This is a genomic window from Planococcus wigleyi (assembly GCF_014836985.1).
GTDB lineage: Bacteria > Bacillota > Bacilli > Bacillales_A > Planococcaceae > Planococcus > Planococcus notacanthi.
This window is the reverse complement of sequence record NZ_JACSPU010000003.1, coordinates 328894-345710: the sequence shown is the minus strand read 5'-3', so window position 1 is coordinate 345710 and position 16817 is coordinate 328894. Positions and strand designations below refer to the sequence as shown.

Here is a 16817-nt window from a genome sequence, read left to right as displayed (position 1 = left end):
GTATCGTTATACATAGTTTCAATAACTACATATAACGAGGAGCTGCTTTACATGACTGCTTATATCCGAGAACCTTTTAATGCATTGTCCCATTTAGCTGGAGCTGTTTTATCCCTCGCTGCACTTTTAGCGATGGTCATCAAAACCGCTTATGCCAATGCACCCGCTTTGCATGTAACAGCTGTCGCTATTTTCGGCATCAGTTTGATTTTATTGTATACGGCTTCCACCATTTATCATTCAGCCATTTCAGATCCGCACATCATCGCTTTTTTGCGAAAACTTGATCATTCCATGATCTTCGCGTTGATTGCAGGCTCTTATGCCCCATTTTGTCTGATCGCTTTAGGCGGAACGCTCGGCTGGACCTTATTCTCCCTTGTCGCCGTATTGGGAATAAGCGGCATTCTCTTTAAAATGGTCTGGTTCCATTCGCCAAGATGGCTGTCGACCGCAATCTATATCGCCATGGGCTGGATCATCATTTTCGCAGTAGTGCCATTGGCTGACAGCTTGTCGCTGACAGGTCTGCTGCTGCTTGTCGCTGGCGGTGTTTCCTACACAGTAGGCGGTATCATATATGGAATAAAACCTAATTTTCTGTCTTCCAAGCACCTTGGATTTCATGAGATCTTCCACCTCTTCATTCTTTTGGGAAGCCTTTGCCACTTCTTGGCTGTTTATTTTTATGTATTGTAAAAAGAAAAGCGGAAGCGGCCGTGTAGTCCTGACAAGCGCTGGAAGCTTTACCGGGAATGGCGTTCTTTGCCAGTCTTGGTAAAGCTGAAGCGACTCGAGGGACTGGACGCTGGAGTCTGGACAATAGAGAAAAGCGGAAGCGGCCGTGCAGCTCTGACAGGGGTAAGACGGTCTGGCAAAGCGGCGTGTTTACAGCCGCACAGCCAGAGTGGCTTACATCCCGAAGAGCTGGGCGCTGGAGTCTGGACAATAAAGAAAAGCGGAAGCTGTCCAAGAGCAGAAGCCCAATAAAAATCAGCAACACGAAACATTCAAAATAAACTGTCAGAATGATATGATAAGAGGTATACCATCTGAGAGGGGCTTTCTTATGAAAAATCTGGATTCACAGCAAACTGATATGGCAACCGTTTTATATGAAGCCTACATCAACAGGCAAACAATTCCGAAAGAGCAAATTCCAGCCTCTTTGGAAAAGAACCAGGCTTATGCAATCCAGCATGCGGTTACGGATACTAAAACCCGGAATGGGCAAGAGGAATTAAGAGGCTATAAAATCAGCCTGACCAGCAAAGAAACACAGGACCTATTCCAATCGGAAACTCCTTTGTATGGTGCGCTGACTACTTCCGCTTTATCGGATGGCATCATTGAATTGGATTCGATGTCTTCTCCTTTAATTGAGATCGAATTGATTTTTATTGCGAAGGAAGACTTATCGGCAACGGACGATGTTCAGGCGCTTCTGGAGAAAACCCAAGTGGCACCTGGCATCGAAGTCCCCGATTCCCGATACGATGACTGGTTCCCAAAAATCAGCCTTGGGCAAGTAGTCGCAGACAGTGCAGTTGCCGGGAAAATCATCGTCGGCCAGCCACTGGATAGCATCAGCTACAGCCAGCTTGAGCGGCTGCCTGGCAAACTAAGCTTAAATGGAAAGGAAATTGCGGGAGACACTTCTGCTGAAGTCCTGGGTCATCCCGTAAATGCACTGCAATGGCTGGTCAAGGAATTGGATGGCCACGGGTTGACAGTAAAAAAAGGAATGGCCATTTCATCAGGCACTTTCATTTTGCCGAAGACGCTGGAGAGAGGGCTTTACGAAGCCAGCTACGGCGAGCTCGGCTCAGTCACTTTAACTGTTAAATGACGATAAAAAAAGGGTCCGCAAAATTTTTGCGGATCCTTTTTAGATTGTTTTTTATTGCTGGGCTGAGCTGCGGTCTTTAGACATGATCCAACTGTAATAAAAAACAACGAGGATCACAAAAACCCCCAGCATCAAGTACAGATTGGAATAGCCCGCAAATCCTGCAAGCAAGCCAAGCGAAACCGATCCAATGGCAATTCCACTGTCATAAAAAGCGAAAAAAGTTCCGGTAGCGTAACCGCTGCGATGTTTATCTGCAGCCTGTATGGCCAGAGTTTGAAAGCTTGGCAGCAAGGTTCCGTAGCCAAGGCCCACTAACGCACCTGACAACAACAGCATCCACGAAGACGCAGTAAAGCTCAACGAGATAAGCCCTATTCCAAAGACGATGATGGATGGGATAATAACAACGCCTGGGCCCATGGTGTCAAATATCCTTCCGCTGAAAGGCCGGACAAGCAGCATAGCAATGGCATAAACGACAAAGAAAAAACTGGCTGCCTTGATCAGTCCAAGCGATTCCGCATAAACCGAAATGAACGTCAGGATACTGGCATACGCGAACGAGATGAAAAAGCCGACGGTCGCAATCGGCATCGATTTTTTCTCCAGAAAATCGCTGATTGTCAATTTGTGTTTTTGTTCTTTGACAAAAGAACCTTCGTCCACTTGGACCGCTAAAGCACAAAAGAAGCCGATGATCATAATAACGGAAAGAATGACGAAAATGGCCTGTGACGATACATACGGCTGTAAAGACAATGCGAGGAATGGGCCAGCTACGACCGCTAGATTCATGGCGATTCCATAATAGCCCAAACCTTCGCCGCGCCGCTCCGGGGGAATAATATCAGCAGCAATAGCACCGGCTACCGTTGTCAGCAAACTGAACCAGATGCCCTGGAAAAAGCGCAGCAGCAACAGCACCGTAAAACTTCCGATAAATACATACAATACCGTACTGACGGTAAAGAAAAATAGAGAAAAAATCAGTATGTTCTTCTTTCCGAATTTCTCCAGAATCATGCCGGCAAAAAACCGCATGATAATGGCAGACAGCAAGAAGACGGAAACAGCTAATCCCCCTTCTGTAGCTGTACCTCCCAAATCATTCAGCACATATAAGGGGGTAAATGTCAGCAATGCATAAAATACCACAAAAATAAAAAAGGTACTAACTGATATATTGATAAAACTTTTTGTCCAAATTGGTCTTTTTTCAGCCATTCTTTACATCCTTTTCTTCAGTACTCTCTAACCCTATTTTTTTCAATAGATGAATCAACTGATCCTGTTCTTCATCGGAAAGCTTTGACAATAAATTTTCTTCCACACGCCGAATCCGTTTTTCTATTTCCGGTACCTTTTGTTCAGCAGAAGAAGAAAGTTGAACAATCTTCTCGCGTTTATCAGTTCCTTCTCTTCGATTTATCCAGCCGCTTTCTTCCAGACGGACAATCGTTCTTGTCACAGTAGGAGCTTCCACATTCAAATATTTCCAGATTTCTTTTTGAGTCATTGAACCGAATTGCTTCAGACAGAACAGAATCGACCATTGTGAGCTGTAAAGACCGAACTCCTTTAGAGCATCATTCACTTCTTTGATCGATAGCCGTGATTTTTGATGAATTTCGTGGAATAATAATTTATTCAATAATCTCACCCTCGCATTTAGTTACCTAGGTAAGTTTATACTCCTTTTCTTTTTCTGTAAAGAAAAGTATTTAGGTTTCCAAAAGAAAAACCATTTCCTGTTGTAGAGGAAATGGTTCTCAGTGCAGTCAAATCAAAATGCCGTGTTTCTTTGCGTCGAACAATAATTCTTCACGGAATTTCGGATGTGCGATGGCTGCCAGACGCTTGACGCGTTCTGAAATGGAAACTCCATGCAGACGGGCTACTCCATATTCGGTAACGATATTGTCCACGTCGTTTTTCCCTGTAGTCACTACAGAACCCGGCGTCAGCTGCAGATTAATCCGTGATATGGTATCATTTTTTGCCGTTGATGCCATACAGATATAACCTTTGCCATTTTCAGCAAAGCGCACACCGCGGGCAAAGTCAATTTGGCCGCCGCTGGAGGAATAGTACTTGCCGCCGACTGTCTCGGATGCACATTGGCCGAACAGATCCACTTCGGTTGTCGCATTGATAGAGACGATGTTCTTTTCTTTAGCAATCTCGCGCGGATCATTGACCACGCTGACCGGCAGGAATTCAACAGCCGGATTGTCATCGATAAAGTCATACAGATTTTTGGAACCAAAAGCGAAAGTGGCGACAATCTTACCAGGGTTGGTGTATTTCCGTGAACCATCCACAGCGCCTGCAGCTACGAGCTTCGCTACGCCGTCCGGCAGCATTTCCGTATGAATGCCTAAATGGCGATGGTCTTTCAGCATGCTGATGACAGCGTTTGGAACAGCGCCGATGCCAATCTGCAAAGTATCCCCATCTTGAATGTCCTGAATGATCGTCGAAGCAATCAGCAGGTCCTTATCGCTGACTTCCGGAACTTTCTCCTCTGACAGAGGCGCATGATGCTCGACATATCCCGCTATCTGGCTGATATGAATTTGGTTGCGGCCATATGTCCGGGGCATGTGATCGTTCACTTCTAAAATGAATGGCACTTTTCCAATAAATTCGGCGATGTAATCAGCCTGCGTTCCCAGCGTGAAATACCCATGTTTATCCATCGGCGAAGCCACTGTCAGCACCATCGACATCTTGGTAACTTTTTGAAGCATACGCGGCACTTCATGGAAATTGTTTGGCACCAGTTCCATCTTCGCCTGCTGATAGACTTTCCGTGTAGCACCGCTCAAGAAATAAGACACATGCCGCAATTGCTCTATTTCACCTTGAATGTATGAACGTGACCGCAAAGCCAGCATCTGGTGAATTTTCACTCCATCCAATTGCGCTGCATTTTCTTCCAATATATCCAATAACCGAATCGGTTCCCCATTGGCGATCGGAACGATCAGGTCTGCTTTCGAATCAATCAACTCGATGACTTGCTGTGGACTCAACTTCTTCGTCATTCTGTTACCTCCCGTATTGCTTCGTTATTCTACAACTTTACCATATATCACAGAGCCCATAATATTTGCTGAATTCCTGTGCAATTCCGTCTTTTTTGGACAAAGAAAAACCGTCAGCTTTTCTGACGGTTCCGATTTTTCACGGCAAAAACGATGCCTGCCAAGCCAAATAAAGCCATAAGCGCCCACAGGACCATCAAAATAATGGACCCTATGCCATCGCCGCCTTCCATTACCGCTATCAGCTGCAAAGTAAAAAAAGCCAAACTGATCAGAGCGATTGCACCAAAGTAAATAAGCCGTGCTTTAAAACTGAAATGCTTCATTTTCTGAACCCCTTTGGTTTTCATTGGTTTTTTCTACACGGTTTTTTGTCCAAACTAGCGTAAATAATAAGAACAGCTCAAAAGCGTTGGTGGCTGCTGAACTTTCAACTTCAATCGGCACAGCACTGCCGATCCCCATAGTTGCTGCACCTATCAACATCCATTTCCAGCCGTTTTCTTTCCAAAGCACAATTCCTGTAAGAACCAGGACAACTGTCACCAGGAGAACCATTATCGGCGGTCCGGATGAAGTCTCTGCGGATACATAGCGCAATACGCCATACTGCTGCTCTGGAATAATTTCGAGGCCCCAGGTTTCCAGAGCCAGTTCAATGACGATCAACACCGCTGTATACAGCAGAAATCCATAAAAGATAATTTTTTTCTTTGCCCACTGGATACCGGCCTGATTCATGGCCCCCCAACAGAACAAAACCAATAATGGCGTAAGGAAAGCATGGCTCCAAAAACGTAGCAGGCTCAAGTTTTCCAGAAGTGTTCCTTCTCCGATGAACTTGCCGATTGCAATAATGCCATTGTCATAAATCAAACCGAACAGCACTAAGGTTAAAAATGCTGTAAAGTTCCAAGTCCGCTGCTGTTTGAATCCCCATATCACCAAAAGGATATAAGCGGCAGTGAAAAAGAAATAAAGTACCGTGTCCACAGTATCACCATCCGTAATTTGCCGATTACTCTTATCATTCACTTTTCATTGAGGCTCTAAACGTCAGAGTCCGGAACTTGGATTTATTTAAGTAGAAACTTCGTCCGGCTGTAACCTTCTTTTGATTTTTCGACTTCCAATATGGCCGGAATCGCCGCTTTCAATTCCTGCACATGTGAAATGACACCAATCATCCGTCCTGATTTTTGCAGATCAATTAAGGTTTCGATTGATTTATTCAGTGATTCTTCATCCAGTGACCCGAATCCTTCATCAATGAACATCGTATCAATCGAGACGTTGCCTTGGAAACTTTGAATGACATCTGCCATCCCGAGGGCCAGACATAGCGAAGCATTGAATTTTTCCCCACCCGACATGGTTTTTACATCACGCGTCTGTCCCGTATAAGCGTCATAGACATCCAACCCTAACCCGCTTTGTTTGCCGCGCGCTTCCTGCCGGTCGCTGCGGATCAAATGGAACTGGCCATTGGAGAGATTTCTAAGCCGCTCATTGGCTGACAGGATGATCTGCTCCAAATACTCAATCTGCAAGTAGCGTTCAAATGAAATCTTCAAACCATTCTGGCCCCGGATCATGTCATGAAGGTCCGCAATCCGGTTTAAAGCCTGCTCGGCTTCTACGGCTTTTTCAATTACACCATGGATGTCGGCAATCAGCCCCAATCCGGCTCTTTCGAAATCCTGTGAACGGTTGCGTTCTACAAGCGCCTGTTCATAAGCCCCTTTCAATTCCGACAGCTCTGCTTCAGCTTGGCTCAAGTCTTTCAGGCTTTGGCCTGCTAACAATTCTTCCAGTTCACTGACCTGCTGGATTAGTGTATGGCGAGCCTGGTTAAATTCCACAATTTCTTTTTTCAAAGCGGCAAATGCTTCATCTGTCAACTTCGCCTGCTGGTAAGCTTCTTCAGAGTCAAAGGCAGATTTCACCAAAGCATCCGTAAACTGCTGTTGGGCTTTCTCTCTTTTTTCTACTATTTCTTCTGCCGTTGCTTTGGCATGCTTCACGGAAACCAGGGCGCTTGCCAATTGCTCCTTCGACGTTTGGAATTGCTCCTGGACATGGATCCAGTTCTGCTCCAGCTGCTGTTTTTTTGTAATAGTTTGCTCCAGCTGCTGTTTCAAAACAAGCAACTCCCGCAGATGTTCAGGGACTGCTGCTAATTCATTTTCAAACACCGCTTTTGCTGCGTGGAAGGAAGACGACTGCTTCTGCACTTCTTCTCCCAGTCCACGTCTGTGCTGCTCCAATTGCTCTATTTTCCGGTTGCAGACAGCCGCCTGTTCTTTGCATTTCCGCAACTCCTGTTTTCTTGCCTGCTGTTTTGTGATCAGCTCTGTTAACCGCTCTTTTTCCTGTTCAAGGTGGCGCAGATGCACTTCTGCCTGTTCCGCATCCACTTCTAAGCTCGCTAATTGCTTGCTCTTGTTTTTCAGCTGTTCATCCAAAGCAAAAAGTTTGGCAGCCGCATTCCGGTAATCCCTATCCACTTGATCAAAAGTGGATTTTGCCGATTCGACTTGTTCTTTTGAGACCACCTGTCCTGCCTCTAATTCGGTTCCTGGATGGTCCAGACTCCCACAGACTGGACAGGCCTCCCCATCATGCAATTGGTCTGCAAGAATATGGGCTTGATTGGCAAACCACTGGGCTTCCAGTTCACGATAAGCCGTATTTGCCTGTTCAAAATCCCTCTTCTTCGCTTCCTGGACAGCTTCCTGTTTTCGGCGTTGCTGTTTCAATAAAACGTATTCTGCAGCCACTCTGTGCTTTTCTGCGACGCTGGCCAGCTCCTGCTGCGTTTCATCAGCTGCTTCCAAAAAAATTTCCAGTTCAGCAATTTGTCCATCCAATTTCTGCTTTTCTTCTTTTAGTACGTTGAATTCTTCTTCTGCCTGTTTAAGGCGAATTTCCGATTGCTGTGCTTCTTTCGCTACACGAGCCAGATTGTCTTTTTTATGGTTTAGCTCTTCAATAGCTGGCAACAGTTTTTCGAAATAAAGGATCTGTTCGCGTAGGTCGTCCCGCTCGCCCTGAAGTTCCTGTTGTTCATCAAATGCCTGTTCAGCGGAGAGCTTTGCCTGTTCTGCCTGCACTTGTTTCCGGATTGCATTGTTCAGCAATTCCTTCTTCTCTTGTTCATTCGCGCGCAAATCATGGAACAGATTCTCAATGCCCGTAATATAACTGGCGCGTTCCGCCAATTGAAGGTCTTTTTCTTTTTCTGTATAATTCGCTTGCCGCTGTTCAAGACGGTCAAGCTGATCTTTTTTCACTTTCAGCTCACCAAAACGATCGTTCCACTTTTTCGACTCATGATAAGCGCTCATTTTATCGGCATGCAGTTGATAGACGGCCTGATACTTCTGTTCGTCCAGGCTGATCTTCTGTCTGTAATAAGCCGCCTCTTTTTCCAAACCGGCAAGCACTTGATTGATGTTCATATGCTCACGTCCCAGCACTTCGAAAAGCTCCGAATCGCGATGCGGCAATGACGTAGCGATTCGCTGGATGTAAATATTCAACTCCTGCTGTTCACGTTCAAACGTTTTTGCTGCTGCATCTTTCTTTTGCTTGAGGCGTTCGCTGATGAGCTTATACGGTTCCGTCTTAAAGATTTTGCGCAGAATTTCTTCTTTATTATCGGTCTCCGACGTCAGCAATTTGCGGAATTCACCTTGTGGAAGCATGACGATTTGGCTGAATTGATTTTGTGTCAAGCCAATAATCTCTTCAACGCGGCGGTTGATTTCCGAAACGATCTGCCGTTCGACACAAGGTTTTTCACCGTCTTCCATGCGCTCAAAAAACTCATAGCGTTCCCCGGTTGCGCTTTTATTCCCTTTTTTCACATGGCCCATCTGGCGCAAAATGCGGTAGACTTTGCCGTGTATTTCGAATTCCATTTCAACACAGGTATGGCTGGCATCATCCGCAAAATCACTTCTCAGTATGCGCGACTCACTGCGGTCGGATCCGCTTGCCGAACCGTACAGGGCAAAGCAGATACCATCAAAGATGGTCGTCTTTCCTGAACCGGTGCTACCTGAAATGACGAACAGCTGGTTTCCCTGCAAATCGGCAAAATCAATTTCTTCAGTATTTTTATAAGGACCGAATGCGGTCATTTTCAGTTTTAAGGGTTTCATGACTTCACCTCTTCTTTGCCGGCCGGTTCTTCATGCAGGAATTCCTGAAGTACATCCTTAAAAATGGCCGTGGTTTCAACATCCGCTTTTTCGCCTTTCACTTCTTCATAAAAAGCATGGAATAAAGACAATGAATCCATTTTCCTGCGCGAAACAGCTTCACTTTGCAGCACGCTTCCTGAAAACTTTTTCCGCTCCACATGCATGGCATTCGGATAAACAGAGCGGACTTTTTCCATTGGAAACAGCACAGGGGCCTCATCCAATAAAGTCACGAAAACAAAATCATCACTGATTTCATGGCGCAGAATTTCCTCTATCGTTCCTTCGACGGTACGCATATTGCGCCTCGGCGAAAACAGCCGCTTACTTACAGACACTTCTCCTGTCCCATCCAATTCAATAATATGAAAACCCTTTTGATGGTGTTCTTCTGAAATCGAATATTTTAAAGGAGATCCCGAGTACCGGATGGTCTCATTCAACACATAATGGGCTTTATGCAAATGGCCAAGCGCTGTGTAATGAAATCCTTCAAAGTGATGGGCATCAATGTGTTCCGCCCCTCCAATCGACAGCGGACGTTCGGAGTCACTGGTGTTCTCTTCCTGCTCTCCATGCGGCGTCACAAAAGCGTGGCCGACAAAAACATGGCGGGCCTGCGGATCGTATGAGGATTTTATGTTCTCAGTAATGGCTTTCATCGCATCGTTGTGGCTGCGGATCGCATCATCTTCAAATGCATAGCGAACCATCGATGGATCCGTATAGGGCACCAAATGAAAATGGACTTCCCCGAACTCATCGTTCAAAATAACAGCCTGATGTTCTTTATGGACATGGCCAGCGATATGGATTCCGTTCATCTTCATCACCCGGCTGCCGAAATTCAATCTCCCTGGGCTATCGTGGTTTCCGGCTACCGCCAATACCGGTGTCTTCAACTCCAAGACGATTTTCGCCAGCACTTCGTCCAATAAATTGACCGCATCGGTCGGCGGTACTGCACGGTCATACAAGTCTCCTGCAATAATGACCGCGTCGGGCTGTTCCTCTTTTATTGCATCTATAAATTGCGCCAGCACAAACCGCTGTTCTTCTGTCATATAGATTCCCTGCACAAGCTTGCCTAAATGCCAGTCGGCAGTATGAAAAAACTTCATCGTATTGCTCCTTTCTTCACGTTAAAAGAATATATGTTCGTTCCATTATACACGATACGGTCTACTTGTTTTTATCGAATGCATGTTCTATAATAAGAACAAACGTTCTTATTATAGGGAGGGTGAATCATGAAAGCACAAATCCTAAAAGCATTTAAATACCAGCAGCTTGTCGATATGATGTATATGGCCAATGATGGCAGCATCAGCAAACGCCGCGTCAAAATTTTAAAAGTCAGTGGAAACTCATTCCAGGCCTACTGCTTTCTTCGCCACAAGAAACGCACATTTAAAATGGATAATGTGCTTTCACTGATGCCCGTTACGCAGAAAGAGCGCCAGATCATTTAACCCTTCTATCTTACTATGATACACTGGAGGAAATGGCTTTTGGAGGGTGAAATGATGAGATTAACTGTTTATCTTGCCGGAGAAATCCACAGCACCTGGCGTGAAGAAATCAAGAAAAAATCAGCCGCTTTAGATTTGCCGATCGACTTTGTCGGACCTATGGAAAATCATGGCCGCTCAGATGACATCGGGGAAGACATTCTTGGTCCACAGCATGATGCCGTCGCTAAAGACCATGCCGCTTCAAGCTTCAACAATTTGCGCACAGGCGTGCTGATGCACAAAGCAGATTTGGTCATCGCTCTTTTCGGCGAGCAGTACAAGCAATGGAATACGGCGATGGATGCCAGCACAGCACTTGCTTCAGGCAAGCCGGTCATCATTATCCGTCCAGAGAAGCTGCATCATCCATTAAAAGAATTGTCACGAAAAGCAAACGCCACAGTCGAAACCTGCGACCAGGCGATTAAAGCTCTAGCCTATATCCTCGAATAAAAAGAAACTTTAATCAGTAGGGACTTAATCCCCCACTGACCGTTAAAGCAGCATAAAAACAGCCACTTTCTCCCTAAAAATCCAAGGGAGCAGTGGCTGTTTTTTGTATGTAAGAAGAAATTTCGATCAGCGGGGATTCTTCATCCTCCACTGATTGTTAAGCTGAATAGACCAATAAAAAAAGCCCCAAAGGGCTTTTTTTATTGGTACCAGCTTCCGACAATCGGATAGTCGAACTGTTCATTGTTCAGAGCTCTGATAATCCCCATTATCGGAATGATGATGCCCATCAGCCCGAAGACAATCAACATCGGGATGCCGACAAGGAAAACGATCAACAAGCTAGAAATAAAAATCAGTACACCCAAGACTAATTGAAAAAGCAATGCCTGAATAGACAGCTTCTTCACTTCTTTGTCAGCAGAAATCAGAAAAACAATTACCGGGACAAGAAACGGAGCAAAAAACGCACTGGCGTGGACGAGTATTTTCAAACCTGTGTTTTCCATCACATAAACCTCCAGTCAAATCTTTCTTATACTTACTATACGGCTGGCTGACTGAAAAGTTTCAAATTTTTATTCACGAATGCGCAAAACGACTTTTCCAAACTGGCTGCCGGAAGCTAAATGATCAAACGCTTCCTGTGCCTGTTCCAAAGGAAATACTTTATCGATGACAGGCCGGAGCTGATTCGACTCCATGTGCGACAGCATGGCCCGCAGTTCTTCACGGCTTCCCATCGTTGAACCGAACAGCTGGTATTGCCCATAGAAGAATTTCCGCAAATTGAAATCGACATTGTCTTCAGTCGTCGCACCGAATATGACGATTCGGCCACCTTTTTTCAAAACATCGAGTGAACGGTTGAAAGTGGCTGCTCCTACACTGTCGATAACGAGATCCACAGTTTCACCCGCTAATTCTTCCGGCCAGTCGCTGTCTGTCGCAATGGCCAAATCAGCACCAATGTCTTTGGCATGCCGGCATTTTTCTTCGCTTCGTGACGTAACAATTACTCGCGCCCCCACACTTTTGGCGAATTGAATCAAAAATGTTGCGACTCCACTGCCGGCGCCCGGAATAAACAAGGTATCCCCTTTTTTCAATCGTCCTTTTGTAAACAAGGCACGGTAGCCCGTCAAGGCCGGCAAAGCCAGACTGCTTGCTTCTTCCCAACTCATGTAACGGGGTTTCTTTTCCACCTGCCCAGCAGATATGGCAATTTTCTCGGCAAATGTTCCATGGTCCGGCATGCCCAAAATATCAAATTCCGGAGGCGGTGCATCGCTATTGGCATGCCAACGCAAAGCAGGATTGATAATCACCTCATCCCCGTAAGCAAAGTCGGTTACACCTTCACCTACAGATTCGATTATGCCTGCTCCATCTGAGCCGATGATGAGGGCATCAGGCTTATCCCCGTATCGCTTGGGCAAGCCCAAATCTCTACGGTTAATGCCGGCAGCTCTTAAAGACACCACGACTTCACCGGGTTTCGCTTTAGGTTCTTCCATATCTTTCACTTTCAGTTCACCGGATTCGATTACGAATGCTCTCACTCCAGTCACCCTTCCTTAAAATATTCACTGAATAGCTCCAGCTGCGTCTTGTTGACAATGTCCTGCGAAAATAACGGGACACGGACCAGCTTTTGTTTCGGAAATGTCTCTGCGATCAACTGCAAGTATTTCTTCTCGTGCTTTTTCCGTTCCAATAAAAATTCACCATCTGCTTCTTCCGGCAATATTTTATTGATGATGAGTGTTTTGACATGCAGGTGATAGTTATGCAGAAGATCCAGCGCTTTTTTAGTTTCCAATATCGGGAGCCGTTCCGGATTCAATACAAAGATAAACCCTGTTACTTGTTCATCCAGCAGAAGATCCCGTGCTTTTGAAAACCGTTCCTGCCGTTCTCTCAGCACATCGTAGATGGGATCTTCTCTCGGTTCGCCGTCATTCAATAGCTGTGTGTAATTTTCATTGGTTTTTCGCCGTTTTTCCAATAGCCCTTCAATCCAGACCCCCATCAGTTCAGGCAGCGTCAACAGCCGGATCGTATGGCCAGTCGGAGCTGTATCAAATACCAGTTTATCGAAGTTTTGGCGTTCTTCCAAGATGATGTGGATCAACTTATCGAACAGGGCTGCTTCGTCTGCACCCGGGGACGCTTTGGCGGTATCCAATTGGCGGTTCACTTCTTCCATCATACTGGAATGGACCGTACCTTTGATATTGGCTTTCACCGTTTTGATATAATTATCCGTTTCAATTTCCGGATCGATTTCAAGAGCATACAGGTTATCGGCGATCGCTTTCGTTTTGCCGCCGATTTTCTGGTTGAAAATATCTCCCACATTATGTGCTGGGTCTGTCGAAATCAATAAGGTTTTATTGCCATCTTCCGCTGACTTCCAGGCTATGGCCGCAGCTGATGTCGATTTTCCAACGCCGCCTTTTCCTCCTACAAAAATGATGCTTTTTGACAGTACATCCATTCCATTCCCTCATTCCTAATGAAACTAACAGCAACGAATACCGGTTAACGGTGATTTATCCATCCCCATCCGCAGATGCCAGTCATGAAACTCTTCAATCATGTAAGGATACAACTCCAATGTGTAGTAATAAACAGGGTTGGGAATTCCAAGCATCTCCGAGTAGAGCATCAACAGAAACAAGTCGTCCTCATCCCGAAGTTCACGTGCAATTTCAGTACGATGCGGCAATTCAAGGACGGCTTCATAATAAGCAATCAACTGCTTCAGTTTATCGAACACCAACATAACAGCACCTCTTCCTTAATATAAATGGAAGGGACCACAAATTGCATGATCCCTTGGCCATCGTCCTATTTTGTCCAGTCATTGAGGCAGACTCTCCATTAACTGAAACCGCTCTTTATTCGTCACCTGAAAAGTCAGGGTCTGCTTTCTTAAGCAACGCTTGAATTGCCGTCAAGATAATCCAAAGTGTAAAGACGAAGATGATCGCACCAAATACGAACAGCAGCGTACTTGGCTGGTCCGCATACCACGCCCATTGCAGGAAGACCTGCTGGAACATGGCCCATAGCGTCATAAACATCAGGAAGATCATCGGAATGATCGTCACCATGTAATTTCGACCAAGTTTTCGGAGCCAGATGGAAATCAGCAGCAAACTGATGCCGGCAAGCAGCTGGTTGGCGGTACCGAATAACGGCCATAACAAGTAGCCGCCTGAACCGAAACCATTCGGGCCTTCCGGAAGCAGGACCAGTGCAGCACTTGCTCCAACTGCGATAGTAGTCGCGACATGCTTTTTCTCAAGAGATGGAATTTTGTATTCGACACCCAGCTCTGAAATGATGTAGCGCATTAAGCGGACTGACGTGTCCAACGTTGTAGCTGCAAATGACACCACGATGATGGAAACAATGGTTGACGCCACTTCCGCAGGAATCAGCAGGCCTTGAGCTAAATTGGTGGCCCCTTCGATAAAAGCACCTAACCCGGCTCCGTTAGAAGCCTGGAAGCTGCTGTAAGTCGCAAAGAACGTCTCTTTGTCCGGGAACAAGGTAATAACGGCAATGATGGAAATCAGCGCTAAGACCCCTTCACCCACAGCGCCTAAATAACCGACAAAACGGGCATCGGTTTCTTTATCGAGCTGTTTAGATGAAGTACCGGAAGACACAAGTCCATGGAAACCGGATATCGCACCACAGGCAATCGTAATGAACAACAATGGGAACCAGGAAATATCAGCATCCGGATTGGTAATTGGTGCAGTTATGTCCGGGTTGGTGAACAGTAACCCCAAATACAGGATGCCTAGTCCGACAATCAATTGATGCGAGTTGATAAAGTCACGCGGCTGCAGCAATTTCCAGACGGGCAAAGTGGAAGCGATGTAGACGTAGACCATCAAGATGATGATCCAGATAAAGAAGGCTGTTGAAATTGAACCTAACCCAAATAATCCTGCTCCATCTTCTCCACCCATATATTGCACCAGGTCGATTTGCAAAAAGCTCACTTGGCTGGCAACTACAGCAGTTATGTACATGACTGCCAAAGCGATAAGTGATGGGACTAGCATTTTCTTGTTCTTTTTATAAACAGCATGACCGATCCAAATTGCTAATGGAATCTGGATGAAAACCGGTATAACACTGGCGGGGTAAGAAATAAACAAGTTAGCGATTACCCAGGCAAATACAGCATTGACCATCAAAACCAGAATCAGAATGATGAACAGAAACAAAACCTTTCCGCGCTGGCCGATCAAACGATGCGCGAGCGTCCCGACTGATTGCCCTTTGTTCCGGACCGACAAAACCAGTGTGCCGAAATCATGGACACCGGCAGCAAAAACCGTTCCGAGAACTACCCATAATACTGCCGGCAACCAGCCCCAATAGACAGCTATAGCTGGCCCTAAAATTGGAGCAGCTCCCGCAACGGAAGTAAAATGATGTCCCCATAATACAAATTTATTGGTAGGTACGAAATCGACTCCATCTTTAAAGCGATGGGCCGGTGTTACATAATTCGGATCAAGCCTGAAAATCTTTTCTGCTACAAATTTAGAATAAAAGCGGTACCCCAGAATAAATATGAAAATTCCAATAGCGGCCAACGCAATGGCATTCACATTTCCAACCCCTTTTCCTATTTTTTTGCAAGCTTTCCAAATTGCTTGTACACCAATCATAGAGGAGTGCGATAATATTGTAAATGTTCTGACAATAATTATTTCGCTTAAACCAACTTGAGTGGCAAAGTCATTTTATACAACGCTTCTTGCCTTTAATAGACAAGGAGCTTAAGCATCTTTAGTCAATTTTTGCTCATATAACTTTAATTTCGTATAGATGATTTCAAGAACAGGAACCTGCATTTCTAATTCTTTAGCCCGCGCGAGCAAGTAGCCCTGCAGATGTTCAGCTTCCGTAGCCTGCATTTTTTCGATATCCCGCTGCATGGAAGATTTCATTTCTGCCGACATGCTGTTGATCCGCTTTAATTGCATATCCGCAATTTCCCGTTGGATAGGAGCTTCCATCTTTTCCATAATAGCTGCAAGCTCTTCCAGCAATGTCTGGATTGTACGCTGTCCCGATTCAAGTTCCCGTATCGGCCCAATAGGCGATTCCATCATGGAAGTGATGCCCGACATGGCTGTGATAAACAAATACTTATGCCACATTTCCTGTTCGATGTTATCGCTCCTGATGAAATCCGCCTTGGTTCCACTAAAAGCCTGTTCCAATCTTTGTATACGTTGCGTATCGTCGCCTGTCCGTTCACCGTAGATCAATTGATGAGTGGGACTTGTCTGGACAATGGTGCCATCTTCCGCTAATGTCGTTTCGACAAAGCATAAGCCTCCGATGACGCGTTCTTCTCCAAAAGCTTCGACCAACGGAGTCAAATGAGCGATCCCATTCAACAAAGGCAGAATCATGGTATTGCTGTCGACAAACGCCTTTACATCTTCTATCGCGTTTTTCAGCTGATAGGATTTGGTGGACAGCAACACCACATCAAAAGGCGCACTTTGTTCTTTTTTTGTGATCAGTTTAGGAGAAAGCTGCAGATCCCCGTGTTTGCTTTGGATATTCAAGCCAGTTTGCTGCAGCTTCTCTTTTCTTCCTTCCCTCACCAGAAAAGTGACGTCTTCCCCTTTTTCGAGCAATCGTCCGCCAAAGTATCCACCAATCGCTCCTGCACCTACAATCAGAATTTTCATGACTG

At 45.5% G+C, this 16817-nt stretch carries 17 protein-coding genes; 4 read left to right on the top strand and 13 right to left on the bottom strand.

All coding sequences use genetic code 11. The features are described 5' to 3' along the window. Positions 1-51 precede the first annotated feature (51 nt). Together trhA and H9630_RS10385 are read left to right on the top strand one after the other, a co-directional pair. On the top strand, positions 52-699 hold the full coding sequence (gene trhA, locus H9630_RS10390; protein WP_191715417.1) for a PAQR family membrane homeostasis protein TrhA: 648 nt from the start codon (positions 52-54) through the stop codon (positions 697-699). Between the two features lie 370 nt (positions 700-1069). Then, entirely contained in the window at positions 1070-1849 is a 780-nt protein-coding gene (locus H9630_RS10385) for a 2-keto-4-pentenoate hydratase (RefSeq protein ID WP_191715416.1), read from the top strand. A gap of 51 nt (positions 1850-1900) precedes the next feature. On the opposite strand, the gene H9630_RS10380 is transcribed toward H9630_RS10385, so the two are convergent. From H9630_RS10380 to H9630_RS10350, 7 genes are all read right to left on the bottom strand, one after another. Further along, positions 1901-3076 (bottom strand): MFS transporter, encoded by a 1176-nt coding sequence (locus tag H9630_RS10380; protein ID WP_191715415.1) that lies wholly within the window; start codon positions 3074-3076, stop codon positions 1901-1903. Continuing rightward, positions 3069-3512: a MarR family winged helix-turn-helix transcriptional regulator gene (locus H9630_RS10375; protein WP_290186165.1), complete on the bottom strand. Its 444-nt coding sequence runs from the start codon at positions 3510-3512 to the stop codon at positions 3069-3071. Before H9630_RS10375 ends, H9630_RS10380 begins: the two co-directional genes overlap by 8 nt. A 118-nt stretch (positions 3513-3630) precedes the next feature. Then, a complete protein-coding gene (locus H9630_RS10370; protein WP_191715413.1) occupies positions 3631-4899 on the bottom strand; it encodes an acetyl-CoA hydrolase/transferase family protein in 1269 nt (422 codons plus the stop codon). 113 nt (positions 4900-5012) lie between these two features. Then, positions 5013-5225, bottom strand: coding sequence for a hypothetical protein (locus H9630_RS10365; RefSeq protein ID WP_191715412.1), 213 nt, complete (start codon positions 5223-5225; stop codon positions 5013-5015). Continuing rightward, complete coding sequence (locus tag H9630_RS10360; protein WP_191715411.1) at positions 5206-5892, bottom strand: hypothetical protein; 687 nt, start codon at positions 5890-5892, stop codon at positions 5206-5208. Before H9630_RS10360 ends, H9630_RS10365 begins: the two co-directional genes overlap by 20 nt. 83 nt (positions 5893-5975) lie before the next feature. Continuing rightward, positions 5976-9065, bottom strand: a complete 3090-nt coding sequence (locus H9630_RS10355; RefSeq protein WP_191715410.1) for an AAA family ATPase — start codon at positions 9063-9065, stop codon at positions 5976-5978. After that, a complete protein-coding gene (locus H9630_RS10350) occupies positions 9062-10228 on the bottom strand; it encodes an exonuclease SbcCD subunit D (RefSeq protein ID WP_191715409.1) in 1167 nt (388 codons plus the stop codon). Before H9630_RS10350 ends, H9630_RS10355 begins: the two co-directional genes overlap by 4 nt. A 129-nt stretch (positions 10229-10357) precedes the next feature. Here H9630_RS10350 and H9630_RS10345 point away from each other — a divergent pair, with 129 nt between their 5' ends. Together H9630_RS10345 and H9630_RS10340 are read left to right on the top strand one after the other, a co-directional pair. Continuing rightward, positions 10358-10579 (top strand): transcriptional regulator, encoded by a 222-nt coding sequence (locus H9630_RS10345; RefSeq protein WP_191715408.1) that lies wholly within the window; start codon positions 10358-10360, stop codon positions 10577-10579. Between the two features lie 54 nt (positions 10580-10633). Continuing rightward, positions 10634-11074 carry a YtoQ family protein gene (locus H9630_RS10340; RefSeq protein ID WP_191715600.1) on the top strand — a complete coding sequence of 147 codons (441 nt, stop codon included), beginning with the start codon at positions 10634-10636 and terminating at the stop codon, positions 11072-11074. Between the two features lie 200 nt (positions 11075-11274). On the opposite strand, the gene H9630_RS10335 is transcribed toward H9630_RS10340, so the two are convergent. The 6 genes from H9630_RS10335 to H9630_RS10310 form a co-directional block, all read right to left on the bottom strand. Continuing rightward, positions 11275-11583: a DUF4870 domain-containing protein gene (locus H9630_RS10335; protein WP_191715407.1), complete on the bottom strand. Its 309-nt coding sequence runs from the start codon at positions 11581-11583 to the stop codon at positions 11275-11277. A gap of 69 nt (positions 11584-11652) precedes the next feature. Next, positions 11653-12636: a zinc-binding dehydrogenase gene (locus H9630_RS10330; protein WP_191715406.1), complete on the bottom strand. Its 984-nt coding sequence runs from the start codon at positions 12634-12636 to the stop codon at positions 11653-11655. Between the two features lie 5 nt (positions 12637-12641). Continuing rightward, positions 12642-13574 carry an ArsA family ATPase gene (locus H9630_RS10325; RefSeq protein WP_191715405.1) on the bottom strand — a complete coding sequence of 311 codons (933 nt, stop codon included), beginning with the start codon at positions 13572-13574 and terminating at the stop codon, positions 12642-12644. A 24-nt stretch (positions 13575-13598) separates the two neighbouring features. Further along, positions 13599-13862: a cory-CC-star protein gene (locus H9630_RS10320; protein WP_191715404.1), complete on the bottom strand. Its 264-nt coding sequence runs from the start codon at positions 13860-13862 to the stop codon at positions 13599-13601. Positions 13863-13977: 115 nt separating this feature from the next. Next, a complete protein-coding gene (locus H9630_RS10315) occupies positions 13978-15714 on the bottom strand; it encodes a carbon starvation CstA family protein (protein ID WP_191715403.1) in 1737 nt (578 codons plus the stop codon). 171 nt (positions 15715-15885) lie between these two features. After that, positions 15886-16812 carry a ketopantoate reductase family protein gene (locus tag H9630_RS10310; protein WP_191715402.1) on the bottom strand — a complete coding sequence of 309 codons (927 nt, stop codon included), beginning with the start codon at positions 16810-16812 and terminating at the stop codon, positions 15886-15888. Between the last annotated feature and the right edge of the window lie 5 nt (positions 16813-16817).

Bases quoted from the DNA above. Each gene is read 5' to 3' on its own strand.
- H9630_RS10365 (WP_191715412.1), bottom strand. From the start codon at position 5,225: ATGAAGCATTTCAGTTTTAAAGCACGGCTTATTTACTTTGGTGCAATC.
- H9630_RS10320 (WP_191715404.1), bottom strand. From the start codon at position 13,862: ATGTTGGTGTTCGATAAACTGAAGCAGTTGATTGCTTATTATGAAGCC.
- H9630_RS10350 (WP_191715409.1), bottom strand. From the start codon at position 10,228: ATGAAGTTTTTTCATACTGCCGACTGGCATTTAGGCAAGCTTGTGCAG.
- H9630_RS10345 (WP_191715408.1), top strand. From the start codon at position 10,358: ATGAAAGCACAAATCCTAAAAGCATTTAAATACCAGCAGCTTGTCGAT.
- H9630_RS10385 (WP_191715416.1), top strand. From the start codon at position 1,070: ATGAAAAATCTGGATTCACAGCAAACTGATATGGCAACCGTTTTATAT.
- H9630_RS10355 (WP_191715410.1), bottom strand. From the start codon at position 9,065: ATGAAACCCTTAAAACTGAAAATGACCGCATTCGGTCCTTATAAAAAT.
- H9630_RS10340 (WP_191715600.1), top strand. From the start codon at position 10,634: ATGAGATTAACTGTTTATCTTGCCGGAGAAATCCACAGCACCTGGCGT.
- trhA (WP_191715417.1), top strand. From the start codon at position 52: ATGACTGCTTATATCCGAGAACCTTTTAATGCATTGTCCCATTTAGCT.
- H9630_RS10370 (WP_191715413.1), bottom strand. From the start codon at position 4,899: ATGACGAAGAAGTTGAGTCCACAGCAAGTCATCGAGTTGATTGATTCG.
- H9630_RS10325 (WP_191715405.1), bottom strand. From the start codon at position 13,574: ATGGATGTACTGTCAAAAAGCATCATTTTTGTAGGAGGAAAAGGCGGC.
- H9630_RS10335 (WP_191715407.1), bottom strand. From the start codon at position 11,583: ATGGAAAACACAGGTTTGAAAATACTCGTCCACGCCAGTGCGTTTTTT.
- H9630_RS10380 (WP_191715415.1), bottom strand. From the start codon at position 3,076: ATGGCTGAAAAAAGACCAATTTGGACAAAAAGTTTTATCAATATATCA.
- H9630_RS10310 (WP_191715402.1), bottom strand. From the start codon at position 16,812: ATGAAAATTCTGATTGTAGGTGCAGGAGCGATTGGTGGATACTTTGGC.